The 18,047-nt window shown below is 72.2% G+C and carries 15 protein-coding genes; 9 read left to right on the top strand and 6 right to left on the bottom strand.

The window, feature by feature from the left end:
* Nucleotide 1: 1 nt before the first annotated feature.
* Entirely contained in the window at nt 2–1,054 is a 1,053-nt protein-coding gene (locus tag ABZ479_RS21145; protein ID WP_500463025.1) for a sugar ABC transporter substrate-binding protein, read from the bottom strand.
* Nucleotides 1,055–1,286: 232 nt separating this feature from the next.
* On the opposite strand from ABZ479_RS21145, the gene ABZ479_RS21150 reads away from it, so the two are divergent.
* The 6 genes from ABZ479_RS21150 (at nt 1,287) to ABZ479_RS21175 (ending at nt 7,281) form a co-directional block, all read left to right on the top strand.
* Nucleotides 1,287–2,627, top strand: a complete 1,341-nt coding sequence (locus tag ABZ479_RS21150; protein WP_500463026.1) for an enolase C-terminal domain-like protein — start codon at nt 1,287–1,289, stop codon at nt 2,625–2,627.
* Entirely contained in the window at nt 2,624–3,391 is a 768-nt protein-coding gene (locus ABZ479_RS21155) for an SDR family NAD(P)-dependent oxidoreductase (RefSeq protein WP_499607477.1), read from the top strand. The genes ABZ479_RS21150 and ABZ479_RS21155 overlap by 4 nt, the downstream gene beginning before the upstream one ends.
* A gap of 14 nt (nt 3,392–3,405) precedes the next feature.
* Complete coding sequence (locus ABZ479_RS21160) at nt 3,406–4,398, top strand: aldo/keto reductase (protein ID WP_500463027.1); 993 nt, start codon at nt 3,406–3,408, stop codon at nt 4,396–4,398.
* Nucleotides 4,395–4,706 carry an L-rhamnose mutarotase gene (locus tag ABZ479_RS21165; protein WP_500463028.1) on the top strand — a complete coding sequence of 104 codons (312 nt, stop codon included), beginning with the start codon at nt 4,395–4,397 and terminating at the stop codon, nt 4,704–4,706. The genes ABZ479_RS21160 and ABZ479_RS21165 overlap by 4 nt, the downstream gene beginning before the upstream one ends.
* Nucleotides 4,703–5,557, top strand: coding sequence for an amidohydrolase family protein (locus ABZ479_RS21170; RefSeq protein WP_500463029.1), 855 nt, complete (start codon nt 4,703–4,705; stop codon nt 5,555–5,557). Before ABZ479_RS21165 ends, ABZ479_RS21170 begins: the two co-directional genes overlap by 4 nt.
* Nucleotides 5,558–5,637: 80 nt before the next feature.
* Nucleotides 5,638–7,281, top strand: a complete 1,644-nt coding sequence (locus ABZ479_RS21175) for a PucR family transcriptional regulator (RefSeq protein WP_500463030.1) — start codon at nt 5,638–5,640, stop codon at nt 7,279–7,281.
* A gap of 37 nt (nt 7,282–7,318) precedes the next feature.
* Here the strand turns inward: ABZ479_RS21175 and ABZ479_RS21180 are convergent, their stop codons facing one another.
* From ABZ479_RS21180 to ABZ479_RS21195, 4 genes are all read right to left on the bottom strand, one after another.
* The gene (locus ABZ479_RS21180; RefSeq protein WP_500463031.1) at nt 7,319–8,851 is read right to left on the bottom strand and encodes an NCS1 family nucleobase:cation symporter-1; all 1,533 of its coding nucleotides are present in this window, start codon (nt 8,849–8,851) and stop codon (nt 7,319–7,321) included.
* Nucleotides 8,852–8,918: 67 nt separating this feature from the next.
* Nucleotides 8,919–9,941, bottom strand: coding sequence for a TIGR03842 family LLM class F420-dependent oxidoreductase (locus tag ABZ479_RS21185; protein ID WP_500463032.1), 1,023 nt, complete (start codon nt 9,939–9,941; stop codon nt 8,919–8,921).
* Nucleotides 9,942–9,973: 32 nt separating this feature from the next.
* Nucleotides 9,974–11,374, bottom strand: a complete 1,401-nt coding sequence (gene hydA / locus ABZ479_RS21190) for a dihydropyrimidinase (protein WP_500463033.1) — start codon at nt 11,372–11,374, stop codon at nt 9,974–9,976.
* A 17-nt stretch (nt 11,375–11,391) separates the two neighbouring features.
* On the bottom strand, nt 11,392–12,234 hold the full coding sequence (locus ABZ479_RS21195) for a nitrilase-related carbon-nitrogen hydrolase (RefSeq protein ID WP_500463034.1): 843 nt from the start codon (nt 12,232–12,234) through the stop codon (nt 11,392–11,394).
* Nucleotides 12,235–12,534: 300 nt separating this feature from the next.
* Here ABZ479_RS21195 and ABZ479_RS21200 point away from each other — a divergent pair, with 300 nt between their 5' ends.
* Together ABZ479_RS21200 and ABZ479_RS21205 are read left to right on the top strand one after the other, a co-directional pair.
* Entirely contained in the window at nt 12,535–13,206 is a 672-nt protein-coding gene (locus tag ABZ479_RS21200; protein ID WP_500463035.1) for an ArsR/SmtB family transcription factor, read from the top strand.
* Nucleotides 13,207–13,339: 133 nt separating this feature from the next.
* Nucleotides 13,340–14,065, top strand: a complete 726-nt coding sequence (locus ABZ479_RS21205; RefSeq protein WP_499607504.1) for an SRPBCC family protein — start codon at nt 13,340–13,342, stop codon at nt 14,063–14,065.
* Between the two features lie 103 nt (nt 14,066–14,168).
* On the opposite strand, the gene ABZ479_RS21210 is transcribed toward ABZ479_RS21205, so the two are convergent.
* Nucleotides 14,169–16,388 (bottom strand): NADP-dependent isocitrate dehydrogenase, encoded by a 2,220-nt coding sequence (locus tag ABZ479_RS21210; protein ID WP_500463037.1) that lies wholly within the window; start codon nt 16,386–16,388, stop codon nt 14,169–14,171.
* Nucleotides 16,389–16,656: 268 nt separating this feature from the next.
* On the opposite strand from ABZ479_RS21210, the gene ABZ479_RS21215 reads away from it, so the two are divergent.
* A complete protein-coding gene (locus tag ABZ479_RS21215) occupies nt 16,657–18,033 on the top strand; it encodes an MFS transporter (RefSeq protein WP_500463038.1) in 1,377 nt (458 codons plus the stop codon).
* Nucleotides 18,034–18,047: the final 14 nt, after the last annotated feature.

Here is an 18,047-nt window from a genome sequence, read left to right on the forward strand (position 1 = left end):
GTCAGCCGATGTTGTTGCCCCACAGGGCCTTGTCGTCGACGTTGTCCTTGGTCACCAGTGGCGCGGGGAGCTGGTCCTCCAGGCCGTTGGGGATGCTGATGATCGTCGAGTCGTGGTCGGTGGGGCCGGGCTTGAAGGTCTTCCCCTCGGCGGCGGCCTCGGCGTAGTACAGCGCGTACTTGGCGTAGAGGTCGGCGGGCTGGGAGACGGTCGCGTCGATCTCGCCCTTGCGGATGGCGTCCAGCTCCTGCGGGATGCCGTCGTTGGAGACGATGGTGATGTGGCCCTTCTGCCCGGCCGGCTTGAGCAGGCCCTTCTGCTTGAGCAGGGCGAGCGTCGGCTGCAGGAAGACACCGCCGGCCTGCATGTAGATGCCGTTGAGGTCGGGGTGCTGGGCCAGCAGGCTCTGCAGCTTGGCGGAGGCGACGTCGCCCTTCCAGTCGGTGGGCAGCTCGAAGACCGTGATGCCGGGGAACTTCTCCTTCATGCACGCCGCGAACGCCTCGGAGCGGTCGCGTCCGTTGATGGAGTCCAGGGCGCCCTGGAACTCGGCGACCTTGCCCTTGCCGCCCAGTTGCTCGCCGAGGAACTCGCAGGCCTTGGTGCCGTACGCCTTGTTGTCGGCGCGCACGACCATGTAGACGTCGCCCTTGTCGGGGCGGGTGTCCACGCTGACCACCGGGATCTTCTTGCCGGCGAGGGTGTCGAGGGTGGAGGCGATGGCGCCGGTGTCCTGCGGGGCCATGACGACGGCCTTGGCGCCGGTGTTCTGGAAGACCTGGACGTTCGCGACGAGCTTGGTGATGTCGTTCTGCGAGTTGCTCCGCGGGAGCGCGTTCAGCCCGTCGTCCTCGATGCCCTTCTCGATGTACTGCGCGTAGGAGTTCCAGAAGTCGGAGTCGGAGCGCGGCAGGTCGACGCCGATGGCGGGCTTGTCGTCGCCGGAGCCGGCGGCGGTGCCGCTGCTGCCGCGGTTGCAGGCGGTGGCGAGGGCGGCCGTGACGAGCACGGTCGCGGCGATCGCGGCGGTGGAGCGCGTGCGGGCGGGCTTCATGCCGTGTTCTCCCTGTCCGGGTGAGCCGGGGCTATTCATCCGAGGTATCCCGGACGAGAGGAAGGTAAGTCCGTCCCGCGACCCTGACAACCCCCTATACGGACACGATCGAATGGAGTTCGACCGACGAGACATCCGAGGAATGGATTGCCAGTCCCGTCCCGGGGGCCTAGAGTCACCGTGGCGCGAGACCTCCGATGTCTTGGCCAGGCCGAGCGTGAAAGGCAGCCACTTGTCCGCAACCTCCGCCCGCATCACCGCGATCGACACCCATGACATCCGCTTCCCGACCTCCCGGGAACTGGACGGCTCGGACGCGATGAATCCGGATCCCGACTACTCCGCCGCGTACGTGGTGCTCCGCACCGACGCCGACGACGGCCACGAGGGGCACGGCTTCGTCTTCACCATCGGCCGGGGCAACGACGTCCAGGTCGCGGCGATCGAGGCACTCCGCCCCCATCTCCTCGGCCGGCCGGTCGAGGAGCTGTGCGCCGACCCCGGCTCCGTGGCGCGCGACCTGACCGGCGACAGCCAGCTGCGCTGGCTGGGGCCCGAGAAGGGCGTGATGCACATGGCGATCGGAGCCGTCGTCAACGCCGTGTGGGACCTGGCCGCCAAGCGCCGGGGCCTGCCGCTGTGGCGGCTGCTGGCCGAGGCCGACCCGGAATGGCTCGTCTCCCAGGTCGACTTCCGCTACATCGACGACGCCCTCACCCCCGGGCGCGCGCTGGAACTGCTGCGCGCGGGCCGCGCCGGCGCCGCCGGACGCACCGCCGAACTGCTGGACCGTGGCTACCCCGGCTACACCACCTCGCCCGGCTGGCTCGGCTACTCCGACGAGAAGCTGACCCGGCTCGCCGAGCAGGCCGTGGCCGACGGCTTCACCCAGATCAAGCTGAAGGTCGGCGCCGACCTCGGCGACGACGTACGGCGCATGCGCGCGGCCCGTGCCGCCGTGGGCCCGGACGTCCGGATCGCGATCGACGCCAACCAGCGGTGGGGCATCGCCGAGGCCGTCACCTGGGTCACCGCCCTGGCCGAGTTCGACCCGTACTGGATCGAGGAGCCCACCTCCCCCGACGACGTCCTCGGCCACGCCGCGATCCGCAAGGCGGTCGCCCCGGTCCGGGTCGCCACCGGCGAGCACGTGCAGAACCGCATCGTCTTCAAGCAGTTGCTGCAGGCCGGCGCGATCGACGTGCTGCAGATCGACGCGGCACGGGTCGGCGGGGTCAACGAGAACCTGGCGATCCTGCTGCTGGCCGCGGCCTTCGACGTCCCGGTGTGCCCGCACGCCGGCGGCGTCGGGCTGTGCGAACTGGTGCAGCACCTGTCGATGTTCGACTTCGTGGCGCTGGCCGGGACGACCGAGGACCGCGCCATCGAGTACGTGGACCACCTCCACGAGCACTTCGCGACACCGGTCGTCATGCGCGGCGGCCACTACACCGCCCCCACTGCACCCGGCTTCTCCGCGCAGATGAGACCGGAATCGATCGACACGTACCGCTACCCCGACGGTACGTTCTGGGTGGCGGACCGGGCACGGCAGGAAGGTGGGACGGCATGAGCGAGGAGTTGCGCGACCTGGAGGGCCTCGGCGCCCTGGTGACGGGCGGCGCCTCCGGGATCGGCCTGGCGACCGCGCGGCTGCTGGCCGCGCGCGGCGCCCGGGTCGCCGTCCTGGACCTGGCGCCGGACGGGCTGCCCGCACAGCTGACCGGCTTCAAGGCCGACGTCTCCGACGACGCCTCCACCCGGGCCGCCGTGGACGCCGCGGCGGAGGCCCTCGGCGGCCTCGACGTCCTCGTCAACAACGCGGGCGTCGGCGCGGCGGGCACCGTCGAGGACAACCCCGACGAGCAGTGGCACCGCGTGCTCGACGTCAACGTGCTCGGCATGGTGCGCACCACCCGCGCCGCCCTTCCGCACCTGCGGCGCTCGGCCCGGCCCGCGATCGTCAACACCTGCTCCATCGCCGCCACCGCGGGGCTCCCCCAGCGCGCCCTGTACAGCGCCAGCAAGGGAGCCGTGCTCTCGCTGACCCTGGCGATGGCCGCCGACCACGTCCGCGAGGGCATCCGGGTCAACTGCGTCAACCCCGGCACCGCCGACACCCCGTGGGTCGCCCGGCTGCTGGACGCCGCCGACGACCCCGAGGCGGAACGCGCCGCCCTGAACGCCCGGCAGCCGATGGGCCGTCTGGTGACCGCCGACGAGGTCGCCGCCGCGATCGTCTACCTGGCGAGCCCCGCCGCGGCCTCCGTCACGGGCACCGCGCTCGCCGTGGACGGCGGCATGGCCGGACTGCGGCTGCGCCCGGCCGGGCAGTGAGGGACCGGACCACGATGCGCACCACCACCCTGGGCCGCAGTGGCGTCGCCGTCACCGAGCTGGGCTTCGGCGCCGCCCCGATCGGCAACCTCTTCACCCCGGTCGACGACGACGCCGCCCGCGCGGCGGTGGACGCCGCCTGGGACGCCGGCGTCCGCTACTTCGACACCGCGCCCCACTACGGGCTCGGCCTGTCCGAACGCCGGATCGGCGCCGCCCTGCGCGACCGGCCCCGGTCGGCGTTCACCGTCTCGACCAAGGTGGGACGGTTGCTGGAACCCGGCGGGCCCGGCGGCGACGACGCGGCGAACGGCTTCGCCGTGCCCGCCACGACGCACCGGGTCTGGGACTTCAGCGCCGACGGCGTGCGCCGGAGCATCGAGGCCAGCCTGGAGCGCCTGGGCCTGGACCACGTCGACCTGGTCTACCTCCACGACCCCGACGACCACGCCGAGGAGGCCTTCGGCCAGGGGTACCCGGCGCTGGAGCGGCTGCGCGCGGAGGGCGTCGTCCGCGCGATCGGCGCGGGCATGAACCAGACCGCCATGCTCGCCCGCTTCCTGCGGGACACCGACGTCGACGTGGTGCTGATGGCCGGCCGCTACACGCTGCTGGAGCAGGAGGGCCTCGCCGAGGTGCTGCCGCTGGCGGCGTCCCGCGGTGCGAGCGTGGTCGTGGGCGGCGCCTTCAACTCGGGCCTGCTGATCGACCCGGGCGAGGGCGCCACGTACGACTACGCGCCCGCCGCGGAACCCGTGCTCGCCCGCGCCCGGCGGCTGCGCTCGGTGACCGGCCGGCACGGCGTGCCGCTGCGGGCGGCCGCGCTGCGCTTCCCCGCGGCCCATCCCGCGGTCGCGAGCACGCTGGTGGGGCTGCGCTCCGCCGACGAGGCGCGGGACAACGCCGCCGTGCTGCGGCTGCCGCTCCCGGCCGCGATGTGGGCCGACCTGCGCGCCGAGGGCCTGCTCGGCGCGGACGTACCCGTACCGGACGAGGAGCCGACATGAGGGTCGCCCTGCACACCAGGGTGCGTACGGACCGGATCGCCGCGTACGAGGAGGCGCACCGCGAGGTGCCCCCCGAGCTGACCGCCGCCATCCGCGGCGCGGGCGTACGGGAGTGGACGATCTGGCGCAGCGGCAGCGACCTCTTCCACCTGCTGGACGTCGACGACTACCCGGCGATGCTCGCCGAGCTGGAGCGGCTGCCCGTCAACATCGCCTGGCAGGCCCGGATGGCGGAGCTGCTGGAGGTCGCCCACGACTACTCCGCCGACGGCGCCGGGGCGCCGCTGCCGGTGGTGTGGCAGCTGTGACCGTGCCGGAGGGCGTCGTCGACGCGCACCACCACCTGTGGGACCTGTCCGTCCGCGACCAGGACTGGATCACCGGGGAGCGGCTGGCCCCGCTGCGCCGCGACTTCACCCTCGCCGACCTGGAACCGGAGGCGAAGGCCGCGGGCGTCACCGCGACCGTCCTCGTCCAGACCGTCACGGTGGCCGCGGAGACCCCGGAGTTCCTGGCCCTGGCCGCGGGCAGCGACCTGGTGGCCGGGGTGGTCGGCTGGACCGACCTCACGGACCCCGCGGTCGCCGACCGGCTGGCGGCCCTGCGCGAACTGCCCGGCGGGCAGCGCCTGGTGGGAATCCGTCACCAGGTGCAGGGCGAACCCGACCCGGAGTGGCTGCTCCGCCCCGACGTGCTGCGCGGGCTGCGCGCGGTGGCCGACGCCGGACTCGTCTACGACCTGGTGGTGCTCCCGCACCAGCTCCCGGCGGCGACCCGTGCGGCGGCCCTCGTGCCCGAGCTGGTGTTCGTCCTCGACCACCTGGGCAAGCCGCCCATCGCCGAGGGCGCCACGCAGCCGTGGAGCGCGGACGTGCGGGCGCTGGCCGCCCGGCCCAACACCGCCTGCAAGCTGTCCGGCATGGTCACCGAGGCCGACTGGGACACCTGGACGACCGCCGCCCTCGCGCCCTACGCCGGCACCGTGCTCGACGCGTTCGGGCCCGGCCGCCTGATGTTCGGCTCCGACTGGCCCGTGTGCCGGCTCGCCGCCTCCTACGCCGAGGTGGTCGACGCCGCCCGCGTCCTGACCGGCCGGCTGGACGACGCGGAGCGGCGGGAGGTCTTCTCCGGCACGGCACGGCGCGTCTACGGTCTCTGAGCACACGCGCGGACGGCGCCGGGCGGGGTGCGGGTGATTAGACTCCCACCCCTGGCGGCACGAGGAACGGGCGTGGGCGCGTGAGCGACGGCAGACCGGACACACCCCCGGCGAGCACGGCGGGGCGGCTCACCGTGCGCGACGTGCTCGACCTGGACCTCGTCACTCCCTGGGTGCCGGAGGTCGTGGCCGGTTCCGCCCATCTGCACCGCGCCGTGCGCTGGCTGCACGTGGCCGAGGCGCTGGACGTCGGCGTCATGCTCAGCGGCGGGGAGATGGTGCTGACCACCGGTCTGCTGCTGGCGGGCGACGAGCGGGCGCAGCGCGAGTACGTCGAGTCGATGCAGCGGGCCGACGTCGCGGCGGTCGTCCTGGGTCTCGGCCGGGCGTTCCGCACCACGCCCGAGCCGATGCGGCGGGCCGCCGAACGCTGCGGGGTGCCGCTGATCGTCCTGCACCGGCCGGCGCCGTTCGCGCGGCTCACCGAGGAGGTGCACGCCCGCCTGGTGCACGGCCGGTTCGCCGCGCTCGACCTCTCCGACCGGGTCCGCTCCTCGCTGACCGCCCTCAACCTCTCCGGCGCCGGCCTCCAGCAGGTCCTGGACGAGATCGCGGCGCACAGCGGCTGTCCGGCCGTCGTCGTCAACCTCGCGCAGCGCGTGCTGGCCTCGGCCGGGGACAAGGGCTCGCTCAACGACCTGCTGCGCGACTGGGAACGGGTCTCCGGCCAGGTCGCCGAGCTGGCCGGCAGCGGCGCGGTGACGGTCGGCCCGGACGGCTGGGTCGTCGCACCGCTGGAGGCCCGGGGCCGGCAGTGGGGGCGCCTGGTGCTCTTCGGCCACCACGGCCCCGAGGAGTTCGGCCGGGTGCTGGGCACCCGCGCCTCGGAGGCGCTGGCGATGCACCGCCTCCTCGGCGACCAGGACCGGGGCTGGGAGGACCAGGCCGCCGAGTCCCTGCTGCACGACCTGGCGACCGGCACGGCCCGCCCCGAGCAGTTGGTGACGCGGGTGCGCGCGGCGGGCCTCCCGGTCAACCGGCGCACCTTCGTGCCCGTCGTGGTCCGCCCCCTCGGCCCGCCGCCCGGGGGCCGCGACGACATGCCGGAGCTGATCGAGCACCTGCTGGCCGAACATCCCGGCGTCGCGGGGCTGGTCGCGCGGACCGGCGCCGCCGGCACGGCGGTCCTGTTGAGCATCCCCGCCGGTCAGGACGCCGACGCCGCCGTGCACAAGGTGGCGCTGCGGGTGCACGAGGAACTGGCCGGCCGCGGCCGTACGGCGGTGGTGGGCGCGGGGTTCGGCTGCGGGGAACTGGACGAGGTCCGCCGTTCCTTCGTGGAGGCGGTGCACGTGGCGGACGCGGCGGTCGCCGGCCCCCCGGACGCGCCGGTGGCCCGGCTGCGCGACGTACGGCTGCGCGGCCTGGTGCGCCTGCTGCGCGACGAACCCGAGCTGCAGGCCTTCATCGGGCGGGAGCTGGGCCCCCTGCTGGGGAACCCGGCGCTGCTGGAGGTGCTGCGCACCTATCTGGCGACGGGCCGCAACAAGTCGGCGGCCGCCCAGGTGCACCACGTCAGCCGGCCCGCCCTGTACCGACGGCTGCAGAGCATCGAGGCGCTGCTCGGCATCGACCTGGACGACTGGGAGCAGCTCACCTCGCTCTACGTGGCGCTGCTCGCGCACGAGGCGCAGAGCGCCGCGGGGCCCGGGTCCGGCCGCTGAGCGTGCCGGGCCCGGGCCCCGCGGGCGCGGCGCCGGTTCAGTCCTCGCGCTGGGGCGCGAGACGGCTGAGCAGGACGTACACGAGGAGGGAGGCGGCGAGGCCGACGGCCCACCCGTAGTCCGATAGCGGCTTCAGGAAGGGGATCAGTCCGTCGACCGGGAACGGCCCCTGCTTGACACCCCTGGCGTCGAGGCCCGAGTGCGAGCCGCCGATGGCGAGGACACCGCCGACCACGAAGGCCGCCAGTGCCCGCCAGTTCCAGCCTCCGTCGTACCAGTAGCGGCCCTCGGACCTGTAGAGGTCGGCGAGTTCCAGCCGTGTGCGGCGCAGGATCCAGTAGTCGGCGATCAGGATGCCGGCCACCGTGCCCAGCAGGCCGCCGACGGTCCCGAGCCAGGTGAAGATGTACGCCTGCGGGCTGGCCAGCAGCTTCCACGGGAAGATGACGACGCCGACGACCGCGGTGATCAGCGCGCCGGTGCGGAAACTGATCCTGCGCGGCGCGATGTTGGACAGGTCGAACGCGGGCGAGACCACGTTCGCCGCGATGTTCACCGACAGCGTGGCCACCAGGACCGTGATCAGCGCGAAGAGCACCGCGGCCCAGTTGTCGAGCTTGGCCGCCAGCGCCACCGGGTCCCAGATCGGCTCGCCGTACACCGCCTGCGAGCCGGAGGTCACCAGCACCGACAGCAGCGCGAACAGCGTCATCGTGGTGGGCAGTCCGAGCGACTGCCCCCACAACTGGGCACGCTGCCCGGCCGCGTAGCGGGTGAAGTCGGGGATGTTGAGGGAGAGCGTCGACCAGAAGCCGATCATGCCCATGAGGGCGGGGAAGAAGACCTTCCAGAAGTCACCGCCCCAGCCGAGGGCGGAGGGCTGGTCGAGCAGCGGGCCGAGGCCGCCCGCCTTGTTCGTCATCCAGATCAGCAGCGCGATCGCGCCGACGATGACGAAGGGGGCCGCCCAGTTCTCGAACCGTCGCACCATCTCCATGCCGCGCGCGATGATCGCGACCTGGATGATCCAGAAGACGACGAAGGACAGCCACTGCGTCCACGGGTATCCGCCGATCGTCCCCGCGTTCGCCCACGAGTCGCCGAAGAGCTTCCCGGCGAGCAGGAAGATGCCGGAGCCGCCGATCCAGGTCTGGATGCCGAACCACACGCAGGCGACCGCCGCCCGGACCAGTGCGGGCAGGTTGGCCCCGCGCACCCCGAACGACGCCCGGGCGAACACCGGGAAGGGGATGCCGTACTTGGGGCCGGCGTGGCCGGTGAGCAGCATCGGCACCAGCACGATGACGTTGGCGAGGGCGATGGTGAGCACCGCCTGCTTCCAGTCCATGCCGAGGGCGACCAGGCCCGAGGCGAGGGTCCAGGAAGCCACGTTGTGGGCCATGCCGACCCACAGGGCGGTGAAGTTGTACGTGGTCCACTTCCGCTGGGCGAGCGGTACGGGGAGCAGGTCCTCGTTGGCGTAGGGGCCGGTCGGGACGGCGTCGGGCGAGAGCTCGACGCGGCCCTCGGCCCCGGCTCTTCCGGCGGGGGGTGGAGCGGTGGCTGTCATGGCAGCCCCCTTCGTTCGAGGGGTACGGGGATCGAACGTGCCGTGCGGGGGGATGGCGGGCCGGGGATCAGGCGCGGAGCGCGGGGATGACGGTGGAGCCGTAGACGTCGATCACGGACTCCTTGGCGTCCTGCATGTCGTACAGGGCGAACTGGTCGACACCGAGGGCCTGGAGGGCGCGCAGCTTCTCGACGTGCTGCTCGGCGGTGCCGATGAGGCAGAAGCGGTCGACGATCTCGTCGGGGACGAACGCGGTGTCGGGGTTGCCGGTGCGGCCGTGGTGCGAGTAGTCGTACCCCTGACGGGCCCGGATGTAATCCGTGAGCTCCTGGGGGACGGCGTTGGACACCTCGCCGTACTTGGAGACGAGGTCGGCGACGTGGTTGCCGACCATGCCGCCGAACCAGCGGCACTGCTCGCGGGCATGGGCCAGCGCCTGCGGGGAGTCGTCCTCGGTGACGTACGCCGGAGCCGCCACGCACACCTTCACCTCGGCCGGGTCGCGTCCGGCGGCGACCGCGGCCTCCTTGACCGCCTTGACCATCCACTCGGTCAGGTAGACGTCGGCGAGCTGCAGGATGAACCCGTCCGCCTTCGCCCCGGCGACCGCCAGCGCCTTCGGCCCGTACGCCGCCATCCACACCGGCAGTTCGGCACCGGGCCGCACCCACGGGAACTTCACCACCGTCCCGCTGCCGAGGTCGGCCTCGCGGCCCTCGGCGAGCTCGCGGATGACGTGCATCGCCTCCTCGATGCGCGCGAGGGTGTTGGGCCTGCGGCCCGCCACGCGCATCGCCGAGTCGCCCCGGCCGATGCCGCAGATCGTGCGGTTGCCGAACATCTCGTTCAACGTGGCGAAGGTCGAGGCGGTCACCTCCCAGGTACGGGTGCCCGGATTGGTGACCATCGGGCCGACGACCAGACGTTCGGTGTTCGCCAGGATCTGGCTGTAGATGACGAACGGCTCCTGCCACAGCACCGTCGAGTCGAAGGTCCAGCCGTGGGTGAAGCCGTTGCGCTCGGCGCGCCGCATCAGCTCCACGACCCCCGCGGCGGGCGGGTCCGTCTGCAGGACGAGACCGAAATCCATTGCTGCGCTCCCTGGGTGGCTCGACGGGGTGGCTAGACGAGGTACTGGCAGGTCTCACGGGTCTGGTAGCGGCCGTGGCCGGCCCGGCCCAGGTAGCGGTCCTGGTCGACGACGACGGTGCCGCGGGAGATCACGGTGCGGGCCCTGCCGCGCACCCGCTTGCCCTCGTAGGCCGAGTAGTCGACGTTCATGTGGTGGGTGGCCGCGGAGATGACCTGCTCCGCGTCCGGGTCGTAGACCACGATGTCGGCGTCCGCACCCGGCGCGATCGTCCCCTTGCGCGGGTACAGACCGAACATCCGCGCCGGTGTCGCACACGCGATCTCGATCCACCGGCGACGGCTGATGTGCCCGTCCACCACCGCCTGGTGCAACAGGTCCATCCGGTTCTCCACCCCCGGCAGACCATTGGGGATCTTCGAGAAGTCACCCCGCCCCAGCTCCTTCTGCCCCACGAAGCAGAACGGGCAGTGATCCGTCGACACCACCTGCAGATCGTTCGTCCGCAACCCCCTCCACAACACCGCCTGATGCTCCTTCGGACGCAACGGCGTCGAACACACGTACTTCGCACCCTCGAAGTCCGGCTCCGCCAGGTTGTCCGTCGACAGGAACAAGTACTGCGGGCACGTCTCACCGAAGACGTTGAGGCCGCGGTCGCGCGCCGTCGCCAGCTCCGCGACGGCCTGCTCGGCGGAGACGTGCACGACGTAGAGCGGCGCACCGGCCACCTCGGCCAGCCGGATCGCGCGGTGGGTCGCCTCGGCCTCCAGCAACTCCCGCCGCACCTCACCGTGGTAGCGGGGATCGGTCTTTCCCGCCGCGAGCGCCTGCTCGACCAGCACGTCGATGGCGATCCCGTTCTCCGCGTGCATCATCACCAGGCCACCGTTGCCGGCACCCCGCTGCATCGCCCGCAGGATCCTGCCGTCGTCGCTGTAGAACACACCGGGATACGCCATGAACAACTTGAAGGAGGTGACTCCTTCGTCGACCAGGAGGTCCATCTCCTTGAGGCTGTGCTCGTTCACGTCCGACACGATCATGTGGAACGCGTAGTCGACGGCGCAGTTGCCCTCCGCCTTGGCGTGCCAGGTGTCCAGACCGGCCCGCAGCGACTCGCCCACCGACTGCACCGCGAAGTCCACGATCGTCGTCGTCCCGCCCCAGGCGGCGGCCCGCGTACCGGTCTCGAAGGTGTCCGAGGCGAAGGTGCCACCGAAAGGCAGCTCCATGTGGGTGTGCGCGTCGACACCGCCCGGAATGACGTACTTCCCGGTGGCGTCGATCACGGTGTCGGCCGTCCAGCCCTCGGCGACCGTGCTGCCGGCGACGGCGAGGGCGACGACCTTCTCGTCCTCGACGAGGACGTCGGCGTGGACCTCCTCGGCGGCGGTGATGACGAGGCCGCCGCGGATCAGGGTTCGGCTCACGGGTTCCCTCCCTCTCCTCAGGCCTCGGTCAGCGGGCCGTAGGCGTCGGGGCGGCGGTCGCGGTAGAAGGCCCACTGCCGGCGGACCTCCTCGATCCTCCCGAAGTCCAGGTCGCGCACGAGCAGTTCCTCCTCCTTGTCGGAGGCGACGTCGCCCACGAACTGGCCGCGCGGGTCGACGAAGTAGGACGTGCCGTAGAAGTCGTTGTCGCCGTACTCCTCCTGGCCGACCCGGTTGATCGCGGCGACGAAGTACTCGTTGGCGACGGCCGCCGCCGGCTGCTCCAGCTGCCACAGGTAGGCGGACAGCCCGCGCGAGGTGGCGGAGGGGTTGTAGACCAGTTCGGCGCCGGCGAGGCCGAGCGCCCGCCAGCCCTCGGGGAAGTGGCGGTCGTAGCAGATGTAGACGCCGACCTTGCCGACGGCCGTGTCGAAGACCGGCCAGCCCAGGTTGCCGGGCTTGAAGTAGTACTTCTCCCAGAAGCCCTTGACCTGCGGGATGTGGTGCTTGCGGTACTTGCCCAGGTAGCTGCCGTCGGCGTCGATCACGGCGGCGGTGTTGTAGTAGAAGCCCGCCTGCTCGACCTCGTAGACCGGGACGACCATCACCATGCGGAGTTCCTTGGCGAGCGCCTGCATCCGCACGATCGTCGGGCCGTCCGGCACCGGCTCCGCCCACCGGTAGTGCTCGGGCTCCTGCACCTGGCAGAAGTACGGGGCGTTGAACACCTCCTGGAAGCCGATCACCTGCGCCCCCTGGGCGGCGGCCTCCCGGGCGTACCGCTCGTGCAGGTCGGTCATCGACTCCTTGTCGCCGGTCCACTTCGTCTGGACGAGCGCGGCGCGCACTACTCGACTCATCGGTCTTCCCTCCGACGTCGCGGCAATGGGCGGGCCGCGGAGGCGAACTCCGGGCCGCTTGACCGCTGACCCTAGGAGCCGCGCGGTACGGGGTGCAGTACCACGCTGTAACGCGATGGGGCCCAGGGCGTTCCGTCGCGTCATCTGCGCGGACACCGCCCACCGGTGTGTCAGGGGCGTTCGCGCGGCAGGTGAAATCGGTGTTCCGTCCCCGGCGCGGGCGTTGCCGTCCGGTGTCCGGGGTCCACCGACAAGAAATTTGGGCTGGACAAAATAATTTGTCGGTGAGAGGGTGGAGCCATGTTGGACGTGAGCGTCATCGAGGACTCGGCGGCGGCCGCCGCCACCCTGGACCCTGTCCGGGCCCGGCTCCTCGCCGAGCTGGCGGAGGGGCCCGCGTCGGCGGCCATGCTCGCCGCCCGGGTCGGGCTGCCCCGGCAGAAGGTGAACTACCACCTGCGGACACTGGAGGCGCACGGCCTGGTCGAACTGGCCGGCGAGCGCCGCAAGGGCAACGTCACCGAGCGGCTGATGCGGGCCACCGCCGCTTCGTACGTGATCTCCCCGCTCGCGCTGGCCGCCGTCCAGCCGGACCCCGGGCGCTTCCGCGACCAGTTGTCCGCGCGCTGGCTGCTGGCCGTCGCCGCCCGGCTCGTCCGCGACGTCGGCACCCTGATCACCGGCGCGGCCCGGGCCCGCAAGCGGCTCGCGACGTACGCCCTCGACGGGGAGGTGCGCTTCGCCTCCGCCGCCGACCGGGCCGCGTTCGTGGAGGAGCTGACCCGCGGGGTGAGCGCGCTGATCGCCAAGTACCACTCCGGGGACGGCGAGGGCGGCCGCGACCACCGCATCGTGGTGGCCCTCCACCCCACCGTCAAGGAACCAGCCCCCGCGCCCGCGCCCGGGGAGACCGCACCGGCAGCCGTCGAGGCGTCCCCCGGAGCGGAGCCGCCCCGGGCCGAGCTGCCCTGAGCACGACCGCCCGGTGCGGCCCGTGAACCGTCACGTCCGGCACGGCACCGCCGGGCACCGCCCCGCCCCACCGCCCACCACCCACCACGCCGTCCGGGCGCCCGAGCCCGTCCCACGAGGAGCGAGCAGCATCATGTCCAAGGAATTCGAGATCGTCCGCGAGTTCGCGACCGAGGCCGGTCCGGAGGAGGTCTGGGAGGCCGTCACCACCGGCTCGGCCGGCTGGCTCTGGCCCCAGGAGTTCGAGCCGCGCAAGGGCGGCGCCGCGTCCTTCGGCGGCACCATCACCGCCTGGGACCCGCCGCACCACCTGATCGCCCGCGCGGAGGACCTCGAAGCCGCGCGCCAGACCTTCAACCAGCTCGAGCACGTCATCGAGGAGCGCGAGGGCGGCGGTGCATGGGTGCGCTACGTCCACAGCGGCGTCTTCGTGGACGACTGGGACAACCAGTACGACGGCGCGAGCAAGCACACCGACTTCTACCTGCACACCCTGCGCCAGTACCTGACCCACTTCACCGGACGGCCGGCCGCCTTCGCCACCGTCAACGGGCCCGCCGCGTCCACCGCGCCGGACGCCCTCGGCGTCGTCACCCGGGCCCTCGGGGTGCCGGACGACGCCGCCGAAGGCGCCGGGGTGCGGGTCGAACTGCCCGGCGCCGGGCCGGTGGAGGCCGTGGTCGACTACCGCGACCGGTACTTCGTCGGCCTGCGGACCGGCGACGCGATGTACCGCGTCTTCGGCCGCAACCACTGGGGCGCCCCGGTCGGCGTCAGCGTGCACGACTTCGCCCCCGGCGCGGACGGCGAGCGGGCCGGCGAGCGCTGGCAGGCGTGGCTGGACGGCGTCTTCGCGTAGTCGCATAGGGCACGCCCCGCCCCGGACACGGGACCGCCCCGGCTGGATCACCAGCCGGGGCGGTTCGCGTCGTACCGCGGGTGTCGTCGTCTCGCGGCTCGCGTCAGGCGAGCGTCGCCAGCGCCTCGTTGAAGGTCGCGGACGGGCGCATGACGGCCGCGGCCTTGGCCGGGTCGGGCTGGTAGTAGCCGCCGATCTCCGCCGGGGAGCCCTGCACGGCGATCAGCTCGTCGACGATCGTCTGCTCCTTCTCGGTCAGCGTCTGGGCGAGCGCGCCGAAGGCCTTGGCCAGCTCCGCGTCGTCCGTCTGCCCGGCCAGCTCCTGGGCCCAGTACATGGCCAGGTAGAAGTGGCTGCCGCGGTTGTCGATGCCGCCGAGCCGGCGGCTGGGCGACTTGTCCTCGTTGAGGAAGGTGCCCGTGGCGCGGTCGAGGGTGTCGGCCAGCACCTGGGCGCGGGCGTTGCCCGTGGTGGTCGCCAGGTGCTCGAAGCTCACCGCGAGGGCCAGGAACTCGCCGAGGCTGTCCCAGCGCAGGTAGTTCTCCTTGACCAGCTGCTGGACGTGCTTGGGCGCGGAGCCGCCGGCGCCGGTCTCGAAGAGGCCGCCGCCGTTCATCAGGGGCACGACCGACAGCATCTTGGCGCTGGTGCCCAGCTCCAGGATCGGGAAGAGGTCGGTCAGGTAGTCACGCAGCACGTTGCCGGTGACGGAGATCGTGTTCTCGCCGCGGCGGATGCGCTCCAGGGAGAACTTCGTCGCCTCGACCGGCGACTTGATCTCGATCTGCAGGCCCTCGGTGTCGTGCTCCGGCAGGTACTGCTCGACCTTGGCGATCAGGTTCGCGTCGTGCGCGCGCTCCGCGTCCAGCCAGAAGACCGCCGGGTCGCCGGTCGCCCGGGCGCGGGTGACGGCGAGCTTGACCCAGTCCCTGATCGGGGCGTCCTTGGTCTGGCAGGCGCGGAAGATGTCGCCCGCGGAGACGGCCTGCTCCAGCACGACGTCGCCGGTCTGGTCGACCAGGCGCACCGTACCGGTGTGCTGGACCTCGAAGGTCTTGTCGTGGCTGCCGTACTCCTCGGCCTTCTGCGCCATGAGGCCGACGTTGGGCACCGAGCCCATCGTCGAAGGGTCGAAGGCGCCGTGCGCGCGGCAGTCGTCGATGACGGCCTGGTAGATGCCGGCGTAGCTGCTGTCCGGGAGCACCGCGAGGGTGTCGGCCTCCTGGCCGTCCGGGCCCCACATGTGGCCGGAGGTGCGGATCATGGCCGGCATGGAGGCGTCGACGATGACGTCGCTCGGGACGTGGAGGTTGGTGATGCCGCGGTCGGAGTCGACCATGGCCAGGGCCGGGCCCTCGGCCAGCTCGGCCTCGAAGGAGGCCTTGATCGCCGCGCCGTCGGCCAGGGACTCGACGCCCTTGAGGATGCCGCCGAGGCCGTCGTTCGGGGTGAGGCCGGCCGCCGCGAAGGCCTCGCCGTACTGGGCGAAGGTCTTGGGGAAGAAGGCGCGGACGACGTGGCCGAAGACGATCGGGTCGGAGACCTTCATCATCGTGGCCTTCAGGTGCACCGAGAACAGGACGTCCTCGGCCTTGGCACGCGCGACCTGCTCGCCGAGGAACTCGCGCAGCACGGCCACGCGCATGACGGAGGCGTCCACGACCTCGCCCGCGAGCACCGGCACGGACTCGCGCAGCACGGTGGTGGTGCCGTCGTCACCGACCAGCTCGATGCGCAGGGCGCCGTCCTCGGCGATGACGGCGGACTTCTCGGTGGAACGGAAGTCGTCGGCCGTCATGTGCGCGACGTTCGTCTTCGAGTCGGCCGACCAGGCGCCCATGCGGTGCGGGTGCGCCTTGGCGTAGTTCTTCACCGAGGCGGGGGCGCGGCGGTCGGAGTTGCCCTCGCGCAGGACGGGGTTGACGGCGCTGCCCTTGATCTTGTCGTAGCGGGCGCGGACGTCCTCGTCCTCGTCGGACTTGGGGTCGTCCGGGTAGTCGGGCAGCGCGTAGCCCTGCTCCTGCAGCTCCGCGATCGCGGCCTTCAGCTGCGGGATCGAGGCCGAGACGTTCGGCAGCTTGATGATGTTGGCGGCCGGGGTCTTGGCGAGCTCGCCGAGCTCGGCGAGGGCGTCGGCGATGCGCTGGCCCTCCTCCAGGTACTCGGGGAAGCTCGCGATGATGCGCCCGGCCAGGGAGATGTCACGGGTCTCCACGGCGACTCCGGCCGTGGAGGCGTAGGCCTGGATCACGGGCAGGAACGAGTACGTCGCCAGCGCCGGCGCCTCGTCGGTGTGCGTATAGATGATGGTCGAGTCAGTCACCGGGTGCTCCGCTCCACGTCTGCAACATTGCTCGACATCAAGATATCTCGTGAGCGCGCATCACTCGAATGGACCCTCCCGGGGGCAGGCGCCACCCCCGGCGCCGGGCCGGGGCGCGCCGGGCGACCCCGGGCGGGCGCTCATGGTGCCCGCCCGGATACCCGGCGGGGCAACTGTGGTGTTCCACCACATGGGAGCGTGACGTGGCCGTTCCTACGGTGTGGCGACATCGGAAACGTCCCCCGTCCCCCGCCCGGAAGTGGTGACCATGGCAACCCCGGCACCCGCGCCCACCGCACCCGGCTCGCTCCGCAGAATCGTCGCGGCGAGCCTCATCGGCACCACCATCGAGTGGTACGACTTCTTCCTCTACGGTTCCGCCGCCGCGCTCGTGTTCAACAAGCTGTTCTTCCCCGGCGAGGAACCCCTGGTCGGCACCCTGCTGTCGTTCCTCACCTACGCGGTCGGCTTCGCCGCCCGCCCCGTCGGCGCCCTGGTCTTCGGCCACTACGGGGACCGTCTCGGCCGCAAGCGGCTGCTCGTGCTGAGCCTGCTGCTCATGGGCGGCGCGACCTTCTGCATCGGCCTGCTGCCCACCTTCGCCACGATCGGCGTCGCCGCTCCGGTGCTGCTCACCGTGCTCCGTCTGGTGCAGGGCTTCGCCCTCGGCGGGGAGTGGGGCGGCGCGGTGCTGCTGGTCTCGGAGCACGGCGACGCGAAGCGACGCGGCTTCTGGGCGTCGTGGCCGCAGACGGGCGCGCCGGCCGGCCAGCTGCTCGCCACCGGTGTGCTGTCCGCGCTGACCGCACTGCTCTCCGACGAGGCCTTCACCTCGTGGGGCTGGCGCATCCCGTTCCTGCTCTCGGGCGTGCTCGTGATGGTGGGGCTGTGGATCCGGCTGTCGGTCGACGAGTCGCCGGTGTTCAAGGCGGCGCTGGCCAGGGCGGAGGCGCGCCGGACGGAGGAGTCCGCGGTGGAGCGGCTGCCGCTGGTCTCGGTGCTCCGCGACCACTGGCGGGACGTCCTGGTGGCGATGGGTGCCCGCATGGCGGAGAACATCAGCTACTACGTCATCACCGCGTTCGTGCTGGTCTACGCCACCGAACACGCGGCCCTGGGCAAGCAGACCGCGCTCAACGCCGTGCTCATCGCCTCCGCGGTGCACTTCGCCGTGATCCCGGCCTGGGGCGCGCTCTCGGACCGCGTCGGGCGCAGGCCGGTGTACCTGCTGGGCGCCGCGGGCGTGGGGCTGTGGGCCTTCCCCTTCTTCGCGCTGATCGACACGAAGAGCTTCCCGGCCCTGCTGCTGGCCGTCACGGGCGGTCTGGTGCTGCACGGTGCCATGTACGCGCCGCAGGCGGCCTTCTTCACGGAGATGTTCGCGACCCGCATGCGCTACTCCGGTGCCTCCATCGGTGCCCAGTTCGCCTCCGTGGCCGCGGGCGCCCCGGCGCCGCTCATCGCCACGGCGCTGCTCGCGTCCTACGACAGCTCGGTCCCGATCGCGCTGTACGTGATCGCAGCCGCCCTGCTCACGCTGATCGCGGTCGGCGTGGCCAAGGAGACCCGCGGCCGCGACCTCGACGCCGTCGAGGCCGGGGCGGCGCAGGACGCCCCGCTGGCCCCGTCGGCCCACGCGGGCTGACCCGGGTCGGCCGC

This window comes from Streptomyces sp. NPDC005722 (assembly GCF_040630935.1).
Classification (GTDB): Bacteria; Actinomycetota; Actinomycetes; order Streptomycetales; family Streptomycetaceae; genus Actinacidiphila.